General features: G+C 66.1%; 19 protein-coding genes. 10 read left to right on the top strand and 9 right to left on the bottom strand.

Annotated elements, in window-relative coordinates; all coding sequences use genetic code 11:
* The first annotated feature begins 17 nt into the window (after positions 1-17).
* The 4 genes from AC1DZT_RS19930 (at position 18) to AC1DZT_RS19915 (ending at position 3,101) form a co-directional block, all read left to right on the top strand.
* Entirely contained in the window at positions 18-737 is a 720-nt protein-coding gene (locus tag AC1DZT_RS19930) for a DUF3592 domain-containing protein (RefSeq protein WP_478008397.1), read from the top strand.
* A gap of 148 nt (positions 738-885) precedes the next feature.
* Positions 886-1,521: a hypothetical protein gene (locus AC1DZT_RS19925; RefSeq protein WP_478008396.1), complete on the top strand. Its 636-nt coding sequence runs from the start codon at positions 886-888 to the stop codon at positions 1,519-1,521.
* Positions 1,522-1,585: 64 nt separating this feature from the next.
* Positions 1,586-2,308, top strand: a complete 723-nt coding sequence (locus AC1DZT_RS19920; protein WP_478008395.1) for a hypothetical protein — start codon at positions 1,586-1,588, stop codon at positions 2,306-2,308.
* A gap of 55 nt (positions 2,309-2,363) precedes the next feature.
* Positions 2,364-3,101, top strand: coding sequence for a hypothetical protein (locus tag AC1DZT_RS19915; protein WP_478008394.1), 738 nt, complete (start codon positions 2,364-2,366; stop codon positions 3,099-3,101).
* Positions 3,102-3,117: 16 nt separating this feature from the next.
* Here AC1DZT_RS19915 and AC1DZT_RS19910 read toward each other — a convergent pair whose 3' ends face one another.
* Together AC1DZT_RS19910 and AC1DZT_RS19905 are read right to left on the bottom strand one after the other, a co-directional pair.
* The gene (locus AC1DZT_RS19910; RefSeq protein WP_478008393.1) at positions 3,118-3,867 is read right to left on the bottom strand and encodes a VOC family protein; all 750 of its coding nucleotides are present in this window, start codon (positions 3,865-3,867) and stop codon (positions 3,118-3,120) included.
* Between the two features lie 129 nt (positions 3,868-3,996).
* The gene (locus AC1DZT_RS19905; RefSeq protein WP_478008392.1) at positions 3,997-4,428 is read right to left on the bottom strand and encodes an Lrp/AsnC family transcriptional regulator; all 432 of its coding nucleotides are present in this window, start codon (positions 4,426-4,428) and stop codon (positions 3,997-3,999) included.
* Positions 4,429-4,651: 223 nt separating this feature from the next.
* Here AC1DZT_RS19905 and AC1DZT_RS19900 point away from each other — a divergent pair, with 223 nt between their 5' ends.
* The 3 genes from AC1DZT_RS19900 to aguB all read left to right on the top strand — a co-directional run bounded on the left by AC1DZT_RS19900 (position 4,652) and on the right by aguB (position 7,971).
* Positions 4,652-5,797, top strand: coding sequence for a type III PLP-dependent enzyme (locus tag AC1DZT_RS19900; protein WP_478008391.1), 1,146 nt, complete (start codon positions 4,652-4,654; stop codon positions 5,795-5,797).
* 190 nt (positions 5,798-5,987) lie between these two features.
* Entirely contained in the window at positions 5,988-7,001 is a 1,014-nt protein-coding gene (locus AC1DZT_RS19895; RefSeq protein WP_478008390.1) for a DUF2235 domain-containing protein, read from the top strand.
* Positions 7,002-7,086: 85 nt separating this feature from the next.
* Entirely contained in the window at positions 7,087-7,971 is an 885-nt protein-coding gene (aguB, locus tag AC1DZT_RS19890; RefSeq protein ID WP_478008389.1) for an N-carbamoylputrescine amidase, read from the top strand.
* Positions 7,972-8,003: 32 nt separating this feature from the next.
* Here the strand turns inward: aguB and AC1DZT_RS19885 are convergent, their stop codons facing one another.
* From AC1DZT_RS19885 to gltX, 3 genes are all read right to left on the bottom strand, one after another.
* Positions 8,004-9,164, bottom strand: a complete 1,161-nt coding sequence (locus AC1DZT_RS19885; RefSeq protein ID WP_478008388.1) for a hypothetical protein — start codon at positions 9,162-9,164, stop codon at positions 8,004-8,006.
* A 121-nt stretch (positions 9,165-9,285) separates the two neighbouring features.
* Entirely contained in the window at positions 9,286-10,578 is a 1,293-nt protein-coding gene (gltA, locus tag AC1DZT_RS19880; RefSeq protein WP_478008387.1) for a citrate synthase, read from the bottom strand.
* 98 nt (positions 10,579-10,676) lie between these two features.
* Positions 10,677-12,074, bottom strand: coding sequence for a glutamate--tRNA ligase (gene gltX, locus AC1DZT_RS19875; RefSeq protein WP_478008386.1), 1,398 nt, complete (start codon positions 12,072-12,074; stop codon positions 10,677-10,679).
* 127 nt (positions 12,075-12,201) lie between these two features.
* Here gltX and AC1DZT_RS19870 point away from each other — a divergent pair, with 127 nt between their 5' ends.
* Positions 12,202-14,319: a ComEC/Rec2 family competence protein gene (locus tag AC1DZT_RS19870; protein WP_478008385.1), complete on the top strand. Its 2,118-nt coding sequence runs from the start codon at positions 12,202-12,204 to the stop codon at positions 14,317-14,319.
* Positions 14,320-14,321: 2 nt separating this feature from the next.
* On the opposite strand, the gene lexA is transcribed toward AC1DZT_RS19870, so the two are convergent.
* The 4 genes from lexA to trpC all read right to left on the bottom strand — a co-directional run bounded on the left by lexA (position 14,322) and on the right by trpC (position 17,662).
* Entirely contained in the window at positions 14,322-15,029 is a 708-nt protein-coding gene (gene lexA, locus AC1DZT_RS19865; RefSeq protein ID WP_478008384.1) for a transcriptional repressor LexA, read from the bottom strand.
* Between the two features lie 142 nt (positions 15,030-15,171).
* Positions 15,172-16,338, bottom strand: a complete 1,167-nt coding sequence (locus tag AC1DZT_RS19860) for a molybdopterin molybdotransferase MoeA (protein ID WP_478008480.1) — start codon at positions 16,336-16,338, stop codon at positions 15,172-15,174.
* Between the two features lie 17 nt (positions 16,339-16,355).
* The gene (gene moaC / locus AC1DZT_RS19855; protein WP_478008383.1) at positions 16,356-16,850 is read right to left on the bottom strand and encodes a cyclic pyranopterin monophosphate synthase MoaC; all 495 of its coding nucleotides are present in this window, start codon (positions 16,848-16,850) and stop codon (positions 16,356-16,358) included.
* Complete coding sequence (gene trpC, locus AC1DZT_RS19850; protein WP_478008382.1) at positions 16,847-17,662, bottom strand: indole-3-glycerol phosphate synthase TrpC; 816 nt, start codon at positions 17,660-17,662, stop codon at positions 16,847-16,849. Before trpC ends, moaC begins: the two co-directional genes overlap by 4 nt.
* A 379-nt stretch (positions 17,663-18,041) precedes the next feature.
* Here trpC and AC1DZT_RS19845 point away from each other — a divergent pair, with 379 nt between their 5' ends.
* On the top strand, positions 18,042-18,674 hold the full coding sequence (locus tag AC1DZT_RS19845; RefSeq protein ID WP_477999324.1) for an ATP-dependent Clp protease proteolytic subunit: 633 nt from the start codon (positions 18,042-18,044) through the stop codon (positions 18,672-18,674).
* Between the two features lie 151 nt (positions 18,675-18,825).
* A complete protein-coding gene (clpX, locus tag AC1DZT_RS19840) occupies positions 18,826-20,094 on the top strand; it encodes an ATP-dependent Clp protease ATP-binding subunit ClpX (RefSeq protein ID WP_478008381.1) in 1,269 nt (422 codons plus the stop codon).
* Positions 20,095-20,197 lie beyond the last annotated feature (103 nt).

The raw sequence follows: 20,197 nt of genomic DNA, 5'->3' as shown, positions 1-20,197 counted from the left end.
GGAAAATGGATCGAGCGGTGCGCAAATCGGTTTGGCAGGTGTTCACAAGGCAAGGCGGGGTTGTCGCCGGTTTCCTGTGCGCAAGCGCCGTGATTGCCGGTCTCGGGGCGGGCGCTTGGGCATGGCAGGCGCATCGGATCGACACGCGCTGGACCCCGACGACCGGCGTTCTTCTGCGCAAGGATGCAGTCTCTGGCACGGGGCCGGGCGGAGAGGTCTATCGGCTGACCTATCGGCTGACCGCGCCCGAGGACGAAGGCTTCATCTCGACGTTGGAGGTGTACCGCGCCGCCTTTGATGCGGCCCATGTCGGGGACGCGGTCCCCCTGCGGGTCGCCCCGGGCGCGCACGGGAAGGCGGTGGAGGACAGCCGCGCCACCTGGGCGTTGGTCCCGGACTTCCTGTTCGAGGCTGGCATACTTGCCCTGTTCGGCACCGCGCTCGGCATCCGGGCGCTGCGCATCGCGCGCCGGATGGCCTCGCTGCGCGACACGGGCGAAAGGCGCAGCGCCAGGGTCACCGCCGTGGAACGTGTCTGTTGGCTCCGCCGTTCCTCCAATTGGCGCATGACCTGGCAGGATGAGGCGGGTCAGTCCGGCCGGACAAAGCTTGACGGGCAGGACTGGTGGCGAGGTCCGGGCCCGGGTTTTCCGCCGGTTGGCGCCACGATCACCATCTACGCCGACCCCACCGGCAGGCTGCCGGCGGTCTGGGAGGGCGATTGCGGGGCGCGGTGAGGGGAATTTGACGACCGGGGCCGCAATCCTCTACCAGTCTGAGGCAACATGATGGGAAGGGGCGCGCCAATTGGCATGGGGTGGCGGCAGTTACGTCCGGTGGAGCGACCCATTTCGGGCGCTGGGGAACGGCGTATGGTCCGCCGTGGTGGTTTTCTTCCTGGCTTTGCCTGTGCTGGTGCAGAACCTGCCCCAACTTGCCGCCGATTGGCAGGTGTTCCGCGACGAGGTTCTTGTGGAGGCAAAGGTCGAACGGGTCTGGCAAAGGCCGGCGCACCAGCCTTGCGTCGATGCCTGTACGGTCTATGGGGTCGATTACAGTTTCAGCGCGGGTCAGACCTTCCGGAACGCGGCGACGGTGGAGCCAAAGCTCTGGGCGACGCTGAAGCCGGGACGTGCCTTGGACATCTGGTACAGGCGGGACAACCCGGAGCAGCAGGAACTTCAGCACAGCCCGCAATTCTGGGGCACCCTTGCGGCGGTCGCCGTAAGCCTTGTCGTTTGTCTCTTCGGGGCCTTGGGACTGGTGCTGGGGATGATCGGGTTCGGCCGCGCCATCGTCCTGCGCGAAACCGGGACGCGCCGGACGGCGCAGATCACCCAACTGAAGAGCATGGGCAGGACAGGCTGGTTTGCCCTCTGGACGGATGAAACGGGCCAGACGGGGTACCTTTACCGGGGCCGGCGCCGGAACCTTCCGCCCCTCGGGGCCACGATCACCATCTACGCGGACCCCACGGGCAGGTGGCGCTCGGTCTGGGAGGGGAATTGCGGGGCGCGGTGAGGGGATGGGCAGGGCGCGCAGGCTCGGCTAGGTTCGGCTGGCGGTTTGGGACCGGGAGGGGCGAATGGCATATCCTCGACGCGGGGTGGCGGGTCTGGTGCTGACACGGGCGGGCTGGCTTTTCGGGCTTGCAGCGCTGGTCGGCCTGGTGCTGGCGATCCCGGCGGTCAGGAACCTGCAGGAGGGCTGGGCGCTTGCGATGCGGGGGGTGGAGGTCAAGGGCCAGGTCCGCGACATGCAGATCACCACGCGCTCTTGCGGCAAGAACCAGATGGACACCTGCACCGATTACAACCTCGCCTTCGACTTCGAGGCTTCGGGGGTGATGACCCATGGCACGGCCAAGGTCGGGCAAAGCACCTACAACGGCCTCACGCTGATGGCGCCGATCAGGGTGCGCTATCTGCCCGACGACCCCGCCCTGACCGAGGTGGAGGAGGGCACGACCCTTGTCAGTGGCGTGGCGCTGGTGGCTCTGGTCCTGGCCTTTCTCGGCCTCGGCCTTTGGGGGCTGCTCTCGCGCCTGCGAAACGCGCGGCGGATGATCTGGCTGCGCGACGAGGGCGGGATGCAGCGGGCGCGGGTGCTGGCGCAGATCGACACCAAGACCCGGATCAACGGGGTGGCGATGTGGCGGATCACCTGGGCCGATGCTTCGGGCGTGGCAAGCCGGAGCCGGCTGACGAGGCTTGCCGACCTGCCGGAGGTCGGGGCAGAGATCACCATCTACACCGATCCCGCAGGCCGCCTCCCCTCGGTCTGGGAGGGCGATTGCGGCACGCGGTGAGGGGATGGACAGGCCCGGCCCGGTTGGGCGCAGGCAGATGGCGCGGGAGAGGGGCATGGGTTATCCGCAACGCGGGGTGTTGAGCCTGGTTTTGATGCCCGAGGGGTGGATCTTCGCCCTGGTGACGCTGATCGGTCTGGCTGTGGCGATCCCGGCGGCCATAAGGCTGCAGGAGGGTTGGGCGCTGTCCATGCGCGGGGTAACGGTGACCGGATGGGTCCGTGACAAGCAGATCACCGAGCGATCCGGATCCAAGTTCCACCCGGGCAGGCGTGCCGATTACCACCTGACCTTCGACTTTCCCGTGGCGGGGGGGATGGCGCAGGGCCAGGCCCTTGTCGCCTCGGGCACCTACCGCGGCCTCGCGCTGAACGGCCCGGTCCGGGTGCGCTATCTGCCTGCCGACCCGGCCGTGAACGAGGTGGAGGAAGGCAGGATCCTGTCCGATGGCATTGGCCTTGGCCTGGTCGCGCTGGTGTGCTTCGGCCCTGGAACCTGGTGGCTGCGCCGCAGGCTGAGGCTGGCGCGGCAGAGCCTGCGGCTGCGCGCGGAGGGCATGGCGCAGCAGGTCAAGGTCATGACAAAAGCGACGACCGGCAGCAAGATCGGTTCCGTCCTGATGTGGCGGATCAGCTGGGCCGATGCCTCAGGCCTGACCAGCCGAAGCTGGCTGGCCAAGGAGGCGGATCTGCCGGAGGTGGGCACGCCGATCACCATCTACGCCGATCCCGCGGGCCGCATCCCCTCGGTCTGGGAGGGGGATTGCGGCACGCGGGTGCCGTCAGGCAGCTAGCTTCGGGCGGCCAGCTTCAGGCGGGGCCGACCAGGGCGAAGGCGGCGCCCTCGGGGTCGGCGATCTGCAGGGTGAAGACCCCGCCCGGCACCGGGTCGGGGCCGCGCAGGACCGAGCCTCCGGCGAAGGTCACGCTCTTGGCGGCGGCAGTGATCGAGGGGACGCCGAAATAGGGCCGCCAGAAGGCGCCGGGGCTGGCGGGGGCGAAGGTGCCGCCGATGTCCTGGCCGGCCCTTGCGATCAGGTGATAGGTCATGCCCGGCCCCATCGCCATGCTGCGCGGCACGGTCCAGCCGAAGAGCGCCATGTAGAACTCCAGCGCCGCCTCGGGGTCGGGGGTCACCAGATCCTGCCAATGGCCGTGGCCGGGGCGGCTTTGGTCGAAGGCCGAGCCTTGGGCGCCGGGCGGGGGCTGCAGGATGTTGAAGGCGGCGCCCTGCGGGTCGCGCAACGCGGCAAAGCGGCCGGCGCCGGGGATCTCGGTCGCGGCCATGCAGACCTCGGCGCCAAGCGCCTCGGCGCGGGCGAGGGTGGCGTCGCAATCCTCGACCGCGAGATAGAGCGACCAGCCCTCGGTCTGACCGGGGCGCGCCTGCATCATCCCCGCCACGCCATCGCCCTGCAGGCTGGCAATCCGGTAGGGCATGCCCGGCGCCCCGGCTTCGGCCCAGGACCAGCCCAGAAGGCTGGCATAGAAGGCTTCGACCGACGCGGGCCGCGGGCTTGCCAATTCGTACCAGCAGGGAGATCCGTGAAATCCGCTCATCTCATCCTCCGTGAAGAACATGCGCTTGCAAGGCAGGGCTGCACCTGGGCCGCAGTCTACACGGCTCTGGCCGATTTGTGAGCCGTCACCCGCGCCTGCGGCTGTTTCACGCCACCCTCACGCGGCCCCTCATGCGGCCCGGTCGATCCGGGTCGAGAGGTGGATCAGGCTTTCGGAGGATTTCACCCCGGTCATCGCCCCGATCTGGTCCAGCACCCCGTCCAGCACCGCGGTATTGGGGGCCGCGACCTGCAACAGAAGGTCGAAGCGGCCCGAGGTGGTGAAGACGCGCTCCACCTCGGGAATGGCCTTCAGCCGCGACAGGATGGCGGCCTGGCCGCGCGGCTCGATCGAGAGGAGAACCGAGGCGCGCAAGCGCCCCTGGCGGGCCTCTTCGCCCAGCTTCAGGGTGTAGCCGGCGATGATGCCGCCGGTCTCCAGCCGCTCCAGCCGGGCCTGGATCGTCGACCTTGCGACCTTCAATCGGCGGGCCAAAGTCGCCACTGACATCCGCGCATCGGCGCTGAGCAGGGCTATGATGCTTCTATCGAGCTCGTCCATGCAGTTTGACTTCCTTTATCGTCATTATGCCGACCATTTCGTACATTTATATAGTTTTGTTCGGTGAAGTTGTCACCCATATGCAGCATCCTCAGTTGCAGGAAAAGGGCGGCTCATACGCACCTGGCCTGGTTGGAAAAACCGCGCTGGTGCCAAGGCCGTCTGTCCATTTTTATGGCAACGGGGAGGGACTAGCATCTTGTTGGCAGAAAGGATCACGCCGATGGGACTGTCCAAAACGATCTGGACCAATCCGACCGAATTCCTCCGCAATCAACAGCCGGAGAACCCGGTGCTGTTTTTTGCGCCCCAGGTCGTGCAGGCGACTGCGCGTCGTTTTATTGATGGTTTTCCGGGTCTTGTGACCTATGCCGTCAAGTCCAACCCTTCGGAAGAAGTGGTGGAGAACCTGATGGCGGCGGGCGTCAAGGGCTTTGACTGCGCCTCGCCCTTCGAGATCGACCTGATCCGCCGTCTGGATCCGGATGCCGCGATCCATTACCACAACCCGGTCCGTTCGCGTGCCGAGATCGCGCATGCCGTCTCGCGTCATGTGACCTCCTGGTCGGTGGACAGCCGCTCCGAACTCGCCAAGCTGGTCGAGATGGTGCCGGCGGCCGGATGCGAGATTTCGGTGCGCTTCAAGCTGCCGGTCTCGGGCGCGGCCTATAACTTCGGCGCGAAATTCGGTGCGACGGCCGAACTGGCCGCCGAGCTGCTGAAGGTCGTGGCCGATTCGGGCTTCATCCCCTCGATCACCTTCCACCCGGGCACGCAATGCACCGATCCGGAGGCCTGGGCCTCCTATATCCGCGAAGCGGCGGTGATCGCGCAGAAGGCCGGCGTGAAGATCGCCCGCCTGAACGTCGGCGGCGGCTTCCCGAACAACCGGGCCGAGGGCATGAAGGTCGATCTGGAAGCGATCTTCACCACGATCGACCGGGTCGCGACCGAGGCTTTCGGCGCGGATCGCCCGGCGCTGGTCTGCGAGCCGGGCCGTGGCCTGTGCGGCGATGCCTATGCCGTCGCCGCCTGCGTCAAGGCCGTGCGCGATGACACCCATGTCTTTTTGAACGACGGCATTTACGGTTCGATGTTCGAATTCAGCCAGATCGGCATCATCAACCGCATCGACGTCTTGGACCGCAACGGCCACCGCCGGATGGGCGACACCGAAGGCCGCGTCGTCTTTGGCCCGACCTGCGATTCGGTCGACCGTCTGCCGGGCGAAGTGCCGATGGCGGCCGACATCGCGGAAGGCGATTATGTCGTCATCCAGGGCATGGGCGCCTATTCGACCGTGACCAACAGCCGCTTCAACGGCTTTGGCGAGCTGGCCCTGGTGACGGTTCTGTCGCTGAAGCTCTAAGCAGGCCAAAAGGCTGCGCAATCTTATGTGACCCTTAACCCCCCGGCTGGACAATCCCGGCCGGGGGGTTAACTTTTGTCCGGAAGTTCATCCCCGCCGCATCCGGCGCCCTGCGGCGCCCCGAGCCTTGCGAAGGAGTTGTCGGCTGACCCTGTTCTCCCGTCTGCGCCAGTGGTGGCGGGGTCGCCCGGTGGCGGCCACGGAAACCGCGCCAGCGCCTCTGCCGGGGCGGCAGCGCGGTCAGGTCGATCATGTGATCCTGCTGGATGGCACCTTCTCCAGCCTCGATCAGGGCCATGAAACCAACATCGGGCTAATCTTCAAACTGCTGTCGGAACAGGGCCCGCGGGCGCATCTGCGGCTTTATTACGAACCCGGCTCGCAATGGGAGGGGTGGCGGCATGGCTGGGACATCATCCAGGGCAAGGGGCTCGACAGCCAGATCATCCGCGCTTACGGCTGGCTCGCCAGCCAGTACCGGCCCGGCGACCGGATCTTCCTGTTCGGCTATTCGCGCGGTGCCTATGCGGTGCGTTCGCTGGCCGGGATGATCGACCGGGTCGGCCTGCTGCGGCAGGAGGAGGCGACCGAGCGTGCCGTGGCCCTGACCTTCCGCCATTACCGCGCCAACCCGGATTCGGGCGTCGCCCATGCCTTTGCCAAGGCCTATTGCCTGTCCGAAGCCCCGATCGAGATGATCGGCGTCTTCGACACGGTCAAGTCGATGGGCCTGCATTTCCCCTTCATCTGGAAGCTTTTCAACGACAAATACGCCTTCCACAACCACACGCTTGGCCGTTCGATCCGGCACGGCTTTCAGGCCCTGGCCCTGAACGAGACGCGGCATGCCTTCGCACCCGTCTTGTGGGAAAGCCCGCCCAACTGGTCCGGCAATGTCGAGCAGATGTGGTTTCGCGGCGCGCATGGCGATGTAGGCGGCCAGATCGGCGGCTATGAACCGGCGCGGCTTTTGTCGAACATCCCCCTGACCTGGATGCTGGAACGGGCCGAGACGGTGGGTCTGGCCCTGCCGCTGGACTGGCGCTCGCGTTTTCCCGGCGATGTGAATGCGCCGATGGTCGGCACCTGGCGGTCCTGGGGCAAATATTTCCTGCGCCGCCACCGCCGCAGGGTCGGGCAGGACGGGTCCGAACAGTTGCACCCCTCGCTCGCCTCGGTCAGCCGGCAGGGGTTTTTCCGCTGATCGTGCTCCGCCCGCGGAAAAAGCATGTCCGCGCCGGGAATCTTTGCTAGCAGGGGGCGAAAGCTGCTGCCGAAAGGACCTTCCGATGCGCAACCTGACCGTCGCCGCCACCCAGTTCGCCTGCACCTGGGATCTGCCCGCCAACCTCGATGCCGCCGAGGCGCTGGTCCGGCAGGCCGCAGGGCAGGGCGCCGGGCTGGTCCTGATCCAGGAGCTTTTCGCAGCGCCCTATTTCTGCATCGAGGAGAGGCCGGAATATTTCGCCCTCGCCAAGCCCTTCGCCGGCAACCCGCTGATCGCCCGCTTTGCCGATCTCGCCCGCGAATTGGGCGTGGTGCTGCCCTGCCCCTATTTCGAACGGGCCGGTCAGGCCTTCTTCAACTCTTGCGCGATGATCGATGCCGATGGCCAGATCCTCGGCAATTACCGCAAGACCCATATTCCGCAGGGCCCGGGCTATGAGGAGAAGTTCTACTTCTCTCCCGGCGACACCGGCTACCGCGTCTGGGAGACGGCGGTGGGCACGGTGGGCCTTGCGATCTGCTGGGACCAGTGGTTCCCCGAATGCGCCCGTTCCATGGCCCTGATGGGGGCGGAGATCCTGCTTTACCCGACCGCGATCGGCTCCGAGCCGCCGAACCCGACCTATGACAGCCAGCCGCATTGGGAGGCCTGCATGCGCGGCCATGCCGGGGCCAATATCATGCCGGTGGTCGCCTCGAACCGGATCGGGCAAGAAGTGGCGCCGGGCGGGCGCGACCTGACCTTCTATGGCTCGAGCTTCATTTCCGATCACGCGGGCCAATTGGTGGCCAAGGCCAGCCGCGACCGGAGCGAAGTGATCACGGCAGAGTTCGATCTGGACATGATCGCCGATCTGCGCGCCAGCTGGGGTCTGTTCCGTGACCGCCGGCCGCAGACCTATGGCGCCTTGGCCACGCTGGACGGCGCCACAAACCCGGTGCGCTGAGGGGCAGGCCTGCCGCCCCTTCGACCGCCCCTTCAGTCGCCCGTGACGCCGCGCTTGGCGAGGGCGGCCTCGATCTGGGTGCGCACCTTCTGGATCGTGGGCCCGTTCGGGCGCATCTCTTGTGCCACCTTGATCAGGCGCAGCGCCGAATCCGGCGAATGTTTCATCAGGCTGCTTGCCGCCATCCGAAGATCATCCACCGCCAGCGGCGTCGAGGCGCCGTGCAGCGCGCCAAGCGCCCGGATCACCGTGCGCAGCGCCAGCGCGGTTTCCTCCGGCGTCAGCTCCTCCGACCCGGCCTCGGGGTAATCGTCGAAATCATCGGGGAAGAGATCCGCGAATTCGGTGATGCCCAGACGCTGGTTCAGCCGCCGGTTGCCGATGCGGTAAGGCGCAAGGAAGGCCTCCGCCGCCGCGGCCGAGGGCAGCATCCGCTCGGCACTGGCCGGCAGGGCCTGCAGAAGGGCAGCGGTCACCTTGTCATTGCCAAGCGCCTCGTTGGCGATATGGCCGACCTTGGTCATCACCCGCCCGAGCGAGACATTGACATCGGCCACCCGCACCAGCCCGCTGTCATCGACCCCCATCAGGGCCAGCAGATCCGAAACGATGTCGCCACCCTTCAGAAGCTTGCGGTCGAAGACCCGCACGGTCAGGTTCTCGGTCCCGAAGGCCTTTTCCCACATCGCGATGCGGCGGTCATAGTCGAGGTAAAGCCAGTGCTCCGGCGCAGGTTCGGGCAAGGCGCCAAGCCCGTGTCCCCAAAGCGCAATCTCGGGCCGCCGGTTGGGCTTGGCGCCCTCCTGATGATGCGAGATCGCATGGCGGTCCTGGCGGCGCAGATAGACGATGATCCGCACTTCCTTGAACAGCGGCAAAAGGATCGCGGCCAGCTCGTCGATCGACTCCTGTTCGAAGAAGAACGAGAAATTCTCCGACGAGGCGAAGACATGATCCGCGCCGCTCTGGGTCAGCGCCCGGGCCAGCGCCTCGCCGTCATGGACCTTGAAGCCCGCCGGCAGGATCGCCTTTGGCTCGCGGTAGGCGAGGAACTGGTGCATGTTCGGCAGGTTGGGGCCGCGGGCATAGCCCAGTCCCCGCTGTAAAAACAACGCCTGGTTGTGTTGGAATGTAGCCTGAACAGTCGTGGTGCCGGTCTTGTGCGACCCGATATGCAGGGTAAGTCGGCTCATCGGCGGGGACGCAAGGGGGGGCTGGGATTATGGCGCAAATCAGGCTCTTTGATTCAAGGAATGGCCGGATCATAACGCTGACCCGGCCACCACCGCAATCTTCAATCTGTCAGGCGACCGCTCAGCGCTTGGACGCTTCGACGTAATCGCGCTTTTCCGGCCCGATATACAGCTGGCGCGGACGGCCGATCTTGCCGTTCTCGGCGATCATCTCTTTCCACTGGCTGATCCAGCCCACGGTGCGGGAAATCGCGAAGATCGGGGTGAACATCGACACCGGGAAGCCCATCGCATCAAGGATGATGCCCGAATAGAAATCGACGTTCGGGTAAAGCTTCTTGGAGATGAAGTAATCGTCCGAGAGGGCGATCCGCTCCAGCTCCTTGGCGACCTGCAGGGTCGGGTTGTTGTGGATGCCGAGCAGTTCCAGCACCTCGTCGGCCGATTCCTTCATCACCGTCGCGCGCGGGTCGAAGTTCTTGTAAACGCGGTGGCCGAAGCCCATCAGCTTGACGCCCGAGGACTTGTCCTTGAACTTCTTGATGAATTCCGGAATCCGGTCCACGGTGCCGATCTCGCGCAGCTGTTCCAGCGCCGCCTGGTTGGCGCCGCCATGCGCCGGGCCCCAGAGGCAGGCGATGCCGGCCGCGATACAGGCGAAGGGGTTGGCGCCCGAGGAGCCGGCAAGCCGGACGGTCGAGGTCGAGGCGTTCTGCTCGTGGTCGGCATGCAGCATCATGATCCGGTCCATGGCTTTTTCCAGGATCGGGTTGACGTGATATTCCTCGGCCGGAACCGAGAAGCACATGTTCAGGAAGTTGCCGGCATAGGAGAGCGAGTTCTTCGGGTAAACGAAGGGCTGGCCGACCGAGTATTTATAGGCCATGGCGGCGATCGTCGGCAGCTTGGCGATCATCCGGATCGAGGCGACCTCGCGCTGCCACGGGTCGGTGATGTCGAGGCTGTCATGGTAGAAGGCGCTCATCGCACCGACCACGCCGACCATGGTGGCCATCGGGTGAGCGTCGCGGCGGAAGCCACGGAAGAAGTTGTGCATCTGTTCATGCACCATCGTGTGACGGGTCACACGGCCCTTGAAGTCTTCCAGCTGCGAGGGGGTCGGCAGTTCACCGTACAGCAGAAGATAGCAGACCTCGAGATGCGAGCTCTGGTCGGCCAGCTGCTCGATCGGGTAGCCGCGGTAGAGAAGCTCGCCCTTGTCGCCGTCGATATAGGTGATCGTGCTCTTGCACGACGCGGTCGAGGTGAAGCCGGGGTCAAAGGTAAAGACGTCCGCCTCGTCGTAAAGCTTGCGGATGTCCAGCACGTCCGGCCCCAGAACGGGCGACATGATGGGAAGGTCGTAGGACTGGCCGTTCAGGCTCAGCTTGGCGGATTTATCAGGCGCACTCATCTCACGTCCCCCGTTGGGAGCCCCGGCCCGTGGCAGCGGACGGGGGCGGATTCGTCCTTGAACGGATGCGCCTTTGCGCATCCAAGGCCAAAGAGGCGTCAGCCAACCGCCTCATTCAACCGCGCAATCGTCTCGTCGCGCCCGATGACCAACATCATGTCATAGACGCTCGGCGTCGCCGTCCGACCGGCAAGCGCTGCCCGCAAAGGTGAGGCCAGCTTGCCGAATCCGATCCCGGCTTCTTGTGCCGCAGCGGTGAGGATATGCTCGAGTTCCGCTTTTTCCCAGTTACTATTTTGCAGCTGCAGCGTCAACTTCTTTAGTATACCACGGGATACCGTATCAAGGAAACCGGCCGCGGCGGCATCGGGCACCACGGGGCGCGACAGCAGGGCAAACTCTGCCTTATCAAGCAGTTCCGGGAAGGTCTTCGCGCGGTCCTTCAGGCAGTACATCCCCTTCAGCATCAGGTCATGCTGCTGCGGCGTCAGGGCGGGCTTGCCCGCGACCGCGAGATAAGCCTCAATTTCGCGCAGCAGTGCAGCATCCTCGGCACGGGCGATGTGCTGGCCGCAGATATGCTCCAGCTTCTTGAAATCCAGACGCGCCGGGGCGCGGCCGATGCCTTCGAGGGTGAACATCTGCATGGCTTCCTGGCTGGTGAAGATCTCCACATCGCCATGCGCCCAGCCGAGGCGGGTAAGGTAATTGCGCATGCCGGCGGCGGGGTAGCCCATCGCCTGGTATTCCTCGACCCCCAGCGCGCCGTGGCGTTTGGACAGCTTCTTGCCATCCGGCCCGTGGATCAGCGGGATATGCGCCCAGACCGGCACCTGCCAGTCCATCGCGTGATAGACCATGGTCTGGCGCGCCGCATTGGCCAGGTGATCGTCGCCGCGGATGACATGGGTCACCCCCATGTCATGGTCATCGACCACCACCGCCAGCATATAGGTCGGCACCCCGTCCGAGCGCAGGACGATCATGTCGTCGAGCTGGTCGTTGCGGAAGGTGACGCGGCCCTGGACCTTGTCGTCGATCACCGTCTCGCCGGTGCGCGGGGCGCGCATCCTTACGACGTAAGGCAGATCGGGATAAGTCGCAGGATCGGCGTCGCGCCAGGGGCTGAGGAAGATCGGATAGCGCCCGGCGGCCTCTTCGGCGGCGCGGAAGGCCTCGATTTCCTCCTTGGTGGAAAAGCACTTGTAGGCCGTGCCGCGCGCCAGCATCTGATGCGCCACCTCGGCATGGCGGTCCTTGCGTTCGAACTGGCTGACCACCTCGCCATCCCAGTCCAGACCCAGCCAGGTCAGCCCGCGCAGGATCGCCTCAGTCGCCGCCGGGGTGGAGCGTTCGCGGTCGGTGTCCTCGATCCGAAGGAGGAACTTGCCGCCATGGCCGCGGGCGAAAAGCCAGTTGAACAGCGCCGTGCGACCGCCGCCGATGTGCAGGTAGCCGGTGGGCGAGGGGGCAAAGCGGGTGACGATCTGGGCCACGGCAGGGGACTCCGACTTGGGGCGTTAACTTTTTGGAAACCTTGCTGAGCCTAGGCTGGGCAGAGGCCGGGCATGGGCTGGGCGAAGGCTCGTGGCAGCTTTAGGCAAATGCGGAGGGCAAGACAAGGTGGCGAGGCGGATCGCTTCGGCTGTGATGGCGGGCCTGCGGGGCCTGTCGGATTCGCCTGTCGACCGGTTTCTCTTCGTTCCGGTGTTCCTGGCGCTGGGGATCGGCCTCTGGTTCGGCCTGCGTTGGGAGCCGGGTGCGCTCTTCTATGCCGGGGTTGCGGGCGGGGTTCTGGCGCTGATGGCGCTGGCCCGCTTTGGGCCTTGGCTCGCGCGGCCCTTCCTGATCGCGCTGGCCTCGATGGGGATCGGCGCGCTGGCCTGCGGCCTGCGGGTCTGGCTGGTGGCGGCGCCGATGCTGGAAGTGCCCTATTACGGGCCGGTGCAGGGCCGGATCATCGACATCGACCGCTCGCAATCGGATGCGATCAGGCTGACGCTGGATCAGGTGGTGCTAACAGGCGTGGCGCCAGTGGCAACGCCGGTCACGGTGCGCATCTCGCTCCACGGGCCGCCGCCGCTGCGCCGCTACGAGCCCGGCACGACCGTCCAGATGACGGCCCGTCTGGCGGCACCCGAAGCCGCCTCGGAGCCGGGGGGCTTCGATTTCCGCCGCATGGCCTGGTTCCAGCAATTGGGCGCGGTCGGCTATACCGCCAATCCGGTGGTGACCTGGCAGCCGGCGGGGCCCTGGGATGCCGCGGTCAACCGGCTGCGCAACCGGTTGTCGGCCGGGATCATGGCGGCGGTGCCGGGCGATGCCGGGGCCTTTGCTTCGGGCGCGCTGACCGGCGACCGGTCCGAGATTTCGGCCGCGGTGGTGAGCGATCTGCGCATCTCCTCGCTGGCGCATCTGCTGGCGATTTCGGGGATGAACATGGCCTTCCTGACCGGCTTCGTCTTTGCGCTGGTCCGTTATGGGCTGGCGCTGGTGCCGCCCTGGTGCCTGCGGGTCAATGCCAAGAAGGTGGCGGCGGTCCTGGCTTTCGGCGTGGCGCTGTTCTACCTCGTGCTGTCCGGGGCCAATGTGGCGACGACGCGGGCGTTCCTCATGGTCTCGATCATGCTTGGCGCGGTGCTCTGCGACCGGCGGGCGCTGACCCTGCGCGCGGTTGCGCTGGCAGCGGTGATCCTGCTGGTTTACGCGCCGGAGAACCTGATGTCGCCGGGGTTCCAGCTGTCCTTTGCCGCCACGATCGGGCTGATCGCGGGCTTTGGCCCGGCCGAGCGTTGGCTAATCGGCAAGGGACTGCCGCGCTGGCTTTTGCCGGTGGCGATGCTGGTGGTGACCTCGCTGTTGGCGGGTCTGGCCACGGCGCCCTATTCGGCCGCGACCTTCAACCGGCTGACGGCTTACGGCTTGATCGCCAACCTGCTGACCGTGCCGGTGATGAGCCTGCTGATGGGGGCGGGTGCCGTGGCCGCCCTGGCCGCGCCCCTCGGCCTCGCCTGGCTGCCGCTGCAGGTGATGGGCTGGTCGGCGGAGTGGATCCTCTTCATCGCGCATTGGATTTCCGGTCTGAACGGCGCGATCACGCCGGTGCCGCAGCCGGGGCCCTGGGTCGTGCCCTTGATCACCCTGGGCGCGCTTTGGGCGCTGATCTGGCAGGGCAGGGCGCGGCTGGCCGGGCTGGCGCCGGTGGCGCTTGGCTTTGCGCTTTGGGCGGCGGGAGAGCGGCCCGCCCTGCTGATCTCCTCCGACGGGGTGCTGGCGGGGGTGATGGGGGCGGAGGGGCGCGCCCTGTCGGCGCCGCGCGGCGCGGGCTTTGCCGCCGAGGCCTGGCTGGCCGATGATGGCGATTTGGCCGATGCCAACGCCGCCGCCCTGCGCCCGGGTTTCGAGGGCGAGAAGTCAGCGCGCCGCTTTGCGCTTGGCGGGCTGCGCGGCGTGGTGCTGTCGGGCAAGGCTGCGGCAGAGGCGGTGGCTGCGGCATGTACCGGTGCCGATCTGGTCGTGCTGCCGGCGCGTCTGGGTCCGGCGGGGGCGCATCCGCCCGGCTGCACGGTGATCGACGCCAGTGTTCTGGCGCGCAGCGGGGCGCTTGCGGGGCGGCTTTCGGCTGGCGATCTTGTGCTGACCCCGGTCAAGGACCGGGTCAGGGCTTGGACCGGCGGGGCGGAGGTGATCCGCCCGCTGATCCTGCATCCCAACCCGGCGCGGCTGGCGCAGGGCGGCTAGGCTCAGTAGCTGCGGATCAGGCCGACGAGCTTGCCCTGCACCTTGACCAGATGGTCGGGGAAGACGCGGGTCTCATAGGCCGGGTTGGCGGCCTCGAGCGCGATCATCGCGCCGCGGCGGCGGAAGCGCTTCAGCGTCGCCTCGGCATCCTCGACCAGGGCCACGACGATATCGCCGTTCTCGGCATCCTGCTGTTCGCGGATGATGACGATGTCGCCGTCGTTGATCCCGGCCTCGATCATCGAGTCGCCCCGGACCTCCAGCGCGTAATGCGCGCCGCGCCCGGACATCAGCGCATTGGGCACGGTCACATGATGGCTGACATGGGCGATGGCCTCGATCGGCACACCGGCGGCGATGCGGCCCATCATCGGGATTTCCAAAGCGTCGCCGGCCACATCCGGCGCGATGTCGAGCGCCGCGGCCGGGCGCGGCGGCGGCGCCGGCGGTTTGGAGCCTTGCACGACGCGCGGGGTGAAGCCGGCCTTCTCCATCGCCTCGGGCAGTTTGACGATTTCGAGGGCGCGCGCACGGTGGGCGAGGCGGCGGATGAAGCCACGCTCTTCCAGCGCGGTGATCAGGCGGTGGATGCCGGATTTCGACTTCAGATCCAGCGCATCCTTCATCTCGTCGAAGGAGGGCGGCACCCCGTCGCTTTCGACGCGGATGCGGATGAAATCCAGAAGTTCCAGTTGCTTGCGTGTCAGCATTGCCGTGACCCTACCCTTGCCCGATGGCGGAATGGCATGCCATTCCCCCGCTTCATTCGGCTTGGGCCTGCCCGCCGGCACGTCCAAGTGTTAATTGAATGTTCTGCCCGTGTTCCCGGTTTGTGTCAAGCATTTTAGCCATTTACAACGGCAGGTAGAGCGCCGTGCTGCCTTTTTGCCGCGCCACATCGCCGAGAGGTCGGATCAGCAGGGCATTGGCCTCGGTCAGGATGCGGATGAGGGCGCTGTCCTGGCGATCGAAGGGGGTGATGACGCCATCCGCCAGCCTCGCGCGCATGTAGTGGGTGCGCGGGCCGGTCGGGTCGACATCGGCGCCGAGCACGGCCTTTTGCACCTGGGGGGCCACATCGGGCCGGCCCTGCAAGGCGCGCACCATCGGCAGAAGGAAGAGATGGGCGCAGACGATGGAGGAGACCGGATTGCCCGGAAGCCCGAGCATCGGCACGCCAAGCAGCCGCCCCGCCATCAGGGGCTTGCCCGGCCGCATCGCGATCTTCCAGAAGGCGCGCTCCAGCCCGAGGCTGGCGGCCACCGGGCCCACCAGATCATGGTCGCCGACCGAGGCGCCGCCGATGGTCACGATCAGATCGGCATCCTTGGCCAGGGCAAAGACGGCGCGAAGCTCGGCCTCGCTGTCGCGGGCGATGGGCAGCATCCGGGCGATGCCGCCCTCGGCCTCGATCAAGGCGGCCAGCGCGAAGGCGTTGGAGCAGATGATCTGGTCGGGGCCGGGCGCTTCGCCGGGCATCACCAGTTCATCGCCGGTGGCGATGATCGCCACCACGGGGCGGCGGTGGACGGTGACATCGGGGATGTTCATCGCGGCCAGCAAGGCGAGGTCGTGGGGCGAGACGCGGCGCGGGGCCAGTTCCTCGCCCGCCTTGAAATCCTGGCCCTGCGGGCGGATGTGGCGGGCGATGTCGGCCTTGGGGCGCAGGGTGATCTCGGCGCCAGAGGCCTCGACATCCTCCTGGATGACGACACGGGTGGCGCCTTCGGGCACCGGCGCACCGGTGAAGATGCGCACGGCCTGGCCCGCGCCGACCGTGCCGGCAAAGGCCAGTCCGGCCTGCGCGGCACCTATGACGGTGAAACGGTCGCCGGGGGCGGGGTCACCCTGCAGGGCATAGCCATCCATCGCCGAGGCGGCAAAGGGCGGCTGGTCGCGCCGCGCCAGGGCCGGGGCGGCCATCATCCGGCCGACCGCGTGACGCAGGGCCACCGTCTCGAACGGCAGGGGCGAGACGAGGCCCAGACACAGCGCCAGCGCCTCTTCGACCGAGAGCATGGGCTGGCGGGCCTCGGTCATGCCGAGGCCTCGTAAAGCCCCGACTTGCCGCCGTCTTTCAGAAGCAGCCGGATCCCCTCGATCCGCATGGATTTTTCGACCGCCTTCAGCATGTCATACACCGTAAGGCAGGCGACCGAGACGGCGGTCAGCGCCTCCATCTCGACGCCGGTCACGCCGGCGGTCTTGACGGTGGCGGTCACGCGCACGCCGGGGAGCGTGGCATCGGGCACCAGATCGACCGCGACCTTGGTGATCGGCAAAGGATGGCAAAGCGGGATGAGGTCCGAGGTCTTCTTGGCCGCCATGATCCCGGCGAGGCGGGCGACGCCGAGGACATCGCCCTTCTTGGCGCGCCCCTCGGTGATGAAGGCCAGCGTCTCGGGCAGCATCAGGATCAGGCCCTCGGCGGTGGCGACCCGGGCGGTGACGGGCTTGGCGCCGACATCGACCATATGGGCATGGCCCTGGTCGTCGAAATGGGTCAGGCCGGGGCCGGGAACCTCGCTCATGCGCCGCCCTGCGATTGCAGCGGACGCGACAGGATGGCCTTGGTCGCCGCCGTCACATCGGCCTGCCGCATCAGGCTTTCGCCGATCAGGAAGCAGCGCGCGCCGTAGCGGGCGAGCTCGGCCAGATCGTCCGCGGTGTAAAGCCCGCTTTCCGAGACGATGATCCGGCCTTCGGGCACATAGCGGGCAAGCTGGCGGGTCGTCTCCAGCGTCACCTCAAACGAATGCAGGTTGCGGTTGTTGATCCCGATCAAGGGCGATTTCAACAGCACGGCGCGGTCCAGTTCGGCGCGGTCATGCACCTCGATCAGCACATCCATACCATGAGCCACGGCCGCGGCCTCAAGCTCGGCGGCCTGGGCATCGGAGACCGAGGCCATGATGATCAGGATGCAATCGGCATGCAGCGCCCGCGCCTCGACCACCTGATAGGGGTCATAGAGGAAATCCTTGCGCAGGCAGGGCAGTTTCACCGCCTGATGCGCCGCGGTCAGGAAGCTGTCGTCGCCCTGGAAGGAGGGGCCATCGGTCAGCACCGACAGGCAGGTGGCGCCACCGGCCTCATAGGCGCGGGCCAGCGCCGGCGGGTCGAAATCGGCGCGGATCAGCCCCTTGGAGGGCGAGGCCTTCTTGATCTCGGCGATCAGGCCATAGCCACTGGTGGCGGCCTCCGACAGGGCACGGGCAAAGCCGCGCGGGGCGGGGGCGGAGAGGGCGGCCTCTTCGACAAGCCGCAGGGGACGCGCGGCCTTGCGGGCGGCGACCTCTTCCAGCTTGTAGGCCTTGATGGAGTCGAGAATTGTTGCGGTCATGCCCCGGACTTAGCGCGGCAGGGGCCAAAAGGGAAGGTGCGGCGCAGGGCCCTGGCGGGGGAAATCACGGCGGGCGGCTGTGGCGAGATTCGCCTCTGACGGGAGTTCGCGGGCCGGGACCCCAAATTTTCTGCGAAAATTTTCGCCAATTCCACGCGAAATATTTCGGGGCAGGCCGGGGCGGTTGCGCCGGGTTTACACCTTCGCGAAATGTTCCGGGGCCAGTTTGACACAAAAAGCCCCCCGATCTGCCCCCTTGTCCGCGAATCCCGCAATCTGTTCACATTTCGCCCCCGCCCTTGCAGCCCCCGGTGCGCGCCACTAAGACTCTGGCAATGCTCAGGCGATAATCCTTCAAGTCACAACAGGCAGGTTTGACATGCGCGATCCGATCGACACTTACATGAATACGCTGGTCCCCATGGTCGTCGAACAGACGAGCCGGGGTGAGCGGGCCTATGACATCTACTCGCGCCTTCTCAAGGAGCGGATCATCTTCCTGGCGGGCCCCGTGCATGACGGCATGTCCAGCCTGATCTGCGCCCAGCTTCTGTTCCTTGAGGCCGAGAATCCGTCCAAGGAAATCTCGATGTATATCAACAGCCCGGGCGGCGTTGTGACCTCGGGCCTGTCGATCTATGACACGATGCAATATATCCGGCCCAAGGTTTCGACCATGGTCATGGGGCAGGCGGCCTCGATGGGCTCGCTGCTGCTGCAGGCGGGCGAAAAGGGCATGCGCTATTCGCTGCCCAACAGCCGCGTCATGGTTCACCAGCCCTCTGGCGGCTACCAGGGTCAGGCGACCGACATCATGATCCACGCGCGCGAGACCGAAAAGCTCAAGCGCCGGCTGAATGAAATCTACGTCAAGCATACCGGCAATTCCTACGAGGTGGTTGAAGCCGCGCTCGAGCGTGACAATTTCATGTCGGCCGAGGATGCCAAGGCCTGGGGCCTGATCGACGAGATCATGGAAGGCCGCGGCAAGATGGACGACACGTCGAAATGACCGGGCTTTCGTCTGGTCACATTGATGGCAGGTGATCATTTCCGGGCGGTGCTCTCCGCCGCCCGGGGTAATTTCGGATTGTGGAGGCGCGGGCCTTGGCCTAGACTTCCCTCAAGTCGCTCCCTCTTGGGGCGCCGGGCAGAGGACGATAATGGCGAACAATTCGGGCAGCGATAGCAAGAACACCCTCTATTGCTCGTTCTGTGGCAAGAGCCAGCATGAGGTCCGCAAGCTGATCGCGGGGCCGACCGTGTTCATCTGCGATGAATGCGTCGAGCTGTGCATGGACATCATCCGCGAAGAGACCAAGACGACGGGTCTGAAGGCCACCGATGGCGTGCCGACCCCGCGCGACATCTGCAAGGTTCTGGATGATTATGTCATCGGCCAGATCCATGCCAAGCGCGTGCTCTCGGTTGCGGTGCACAACCATTACAAGCGGCTGAACAACTCGACCAAGACGGATATCGAGCTGTCGAAGTCGAACATCCTGCTGATCGGCCCGACCGGTTGCGGCAAGACGCTGCTGGCGCAGACCCTGGCGCGCATCCTGGATGTGCCCTTCACCATGGCCGATGCGACGACTCTGACGGAGGCCGGTTATGTCGGCGAGGATGTCGAGAACATCATCCTGAAGCTGTTGCAGGCTTCGGAATACAATGTCGAACGGGCGCAGCGCGGCATCGTCTATATCGACGAGGTCGACAAGATCACCCGCAAGTCCGACAACCCCTCGATCACCCGCGATGTCTCGGGCGAGGGCGTGCAACAGGCCCTGCTGAAGATCATGGAAGGCACCGTGGCTTCGGTTCCCCCGCAAGGCGGCCGCAAGCATCCGCAGCAGGAATTCCTGCAGGTGGACACGACCAACATCCTCTTCATCTGCGGCGGCGCTTTCGCGGGTCTGGAAAAGATCATCGCGCAGCGCAACAAGGGTTCGGCCATGGGCTTTGGCGCCGAGGTCAAGGACCCCGATGCCCGCGGCGCGGGGGAGCTCTTCATGGAGCTGGAGCCGGAAGATCTGCTGAAGTTCGGTCTGATCCCGGAATTCGTCGGCCGTCTGCCGGTGATCGCCACCCTGACCGACCTGGACGAGGCGGCTCTGGTCACCATCCTGACCGACCCGAAGAACGCGCTGGTCAAGCAATACCAGCGTCTGTTCGAGATCGAGGGCGTCAAGCTGACCTTCACCGCCGACGCGCTGACCGCGATCGCCAAGCGTGCGATCAAGCGCAAGACCGGCGCGCGCGGGTTGCGGTCGATCATGGAGGATATCCTCCTCGACACGATGTTCGAAATGCCGGGCATGACCGATGTGTCGGAAGTCGTGGTCAATGAAGAAGCGGTCGGCCAGAAGGGCAAGCCCCTGCTGGTGCATGCCGAGGTCAAGGAAAAGAAGCCCGCCGCTTCGGCAGGCTGATCTTTACAGACAGGATAAAGAAACGCCCGCGGTGTGTTGGACTGCGGGCGTTTTTGTTTTTGATGGGTGGGTTTGCTCCACCGGGCGAAATCGGGGGGACCTG

It is taken from the genome of Rhodobacter sp. P1_C2 (assembly GCF_056406375.1).
This window is presented reverse-complemented; position numbering and strand designations above follow the sequence as displayed.

Excerpts from the sequence above, each read along its gene's own strand:
- AC1DZT_RS19920 (WP_478008395.1), top strand. The coding sequence starts at position 1,586 with ATGGCATATCCTCGACGCGGGGTGGCGGGTCTGGTGCTGACACGGGCG.
- AC1DZT_RS19915 (WP_478008394.1), top strand. The coding sequence starts at position 2,364 with ATGGGTTATCCGCAACGCGGGGTGTTGAGCCTGGTTTTGATGCCCGAG.
- AC1DZT_RS19910 (WP_478008393.1), bottom strand. The coding sequence starts at position 3,867 with ATGAGCGGATTTCACGGATCTCCCTGCTGGTACGAATTGGCAAGCCCG.
- AC1DZT_RS19905 (WP_478008392.1), bottom strand. The coding sequence starts at position 4,428 with ATGGACGAGCTCGATAGAAGCATCATAGCCCTGCTCAGCGCCGATGCG.
- AC1DZT_RS19900 (WP_478008391.1), top strand. The coding sequence starts at position 4,652 with ATGGGACTGTCCAAAACGATCTGGACCAATCCGACCGAATTCCTCCGC.
- aguB (WP_478008389.1), top strand. The coding sequence starts at position 7,087 with ATGCGCAACCTGACCGTCGCCGCCACCCAGTTCGCCTGCACCTGGGAT.
- AC1DZT_RS19885 (WP_478008388.1), bottom strand. The coding sequence starts at position 9,164 with ATGAGCCGACTTACCCTGCATATCGGGTCGCACAAGACCGGCACCACG.
- gltA (WP_478008387.1), bottom strand. The coding sequence starts at position 10,578 with ATGAGTGCGCCTGATAAATCCGCCAAGCTGAGCCTGAACGGCCAGTCC.
- lexA (WP_478008384.1), bottom strand. The coding sequence starts at position 15,029 with ATGCTGACACGCAAGCAACTGGAACTTCTGGATTTCATCCGCATCCGC.
- AC1DZT_RS19860 (WP_478008480.1), bottom strand. The coding sequence starts at position 16,338 with ATGCTCTCGGTCGAAGAGGCGCTGGCGCTGTGTCTGGGCCTCGTCTCG.
- moaC (WP_478008383.1), bottom strand. The coding sequence starts at position 16,850 with ATGAGCGAGGTTCCCGGCCCCGGCCTGACCCATTTCGACGACCAGGGC.
- trpC (WP_478008382.1), bottom strand. The coding sequence starts at position 17,662 with ATGACCGCAACAATTCTCGACTCCATCAAGGCCTACAAGCTGGAAGAG.
- AC1DZT_RS19845 (WP_477999324.1), top strand. The coding sequence starts at position 18,042 with ATGCGCGATCCGATCGACACTTACATGAATACGCTGGTCCCCATGGTC.
- clpX (WP_478008381.1), top strand. The coding sequence starts at position 18,826 with ATGGCGAACAATTCGGGCAGCGATAGCAAGAACACCCTCTATTGCTCG.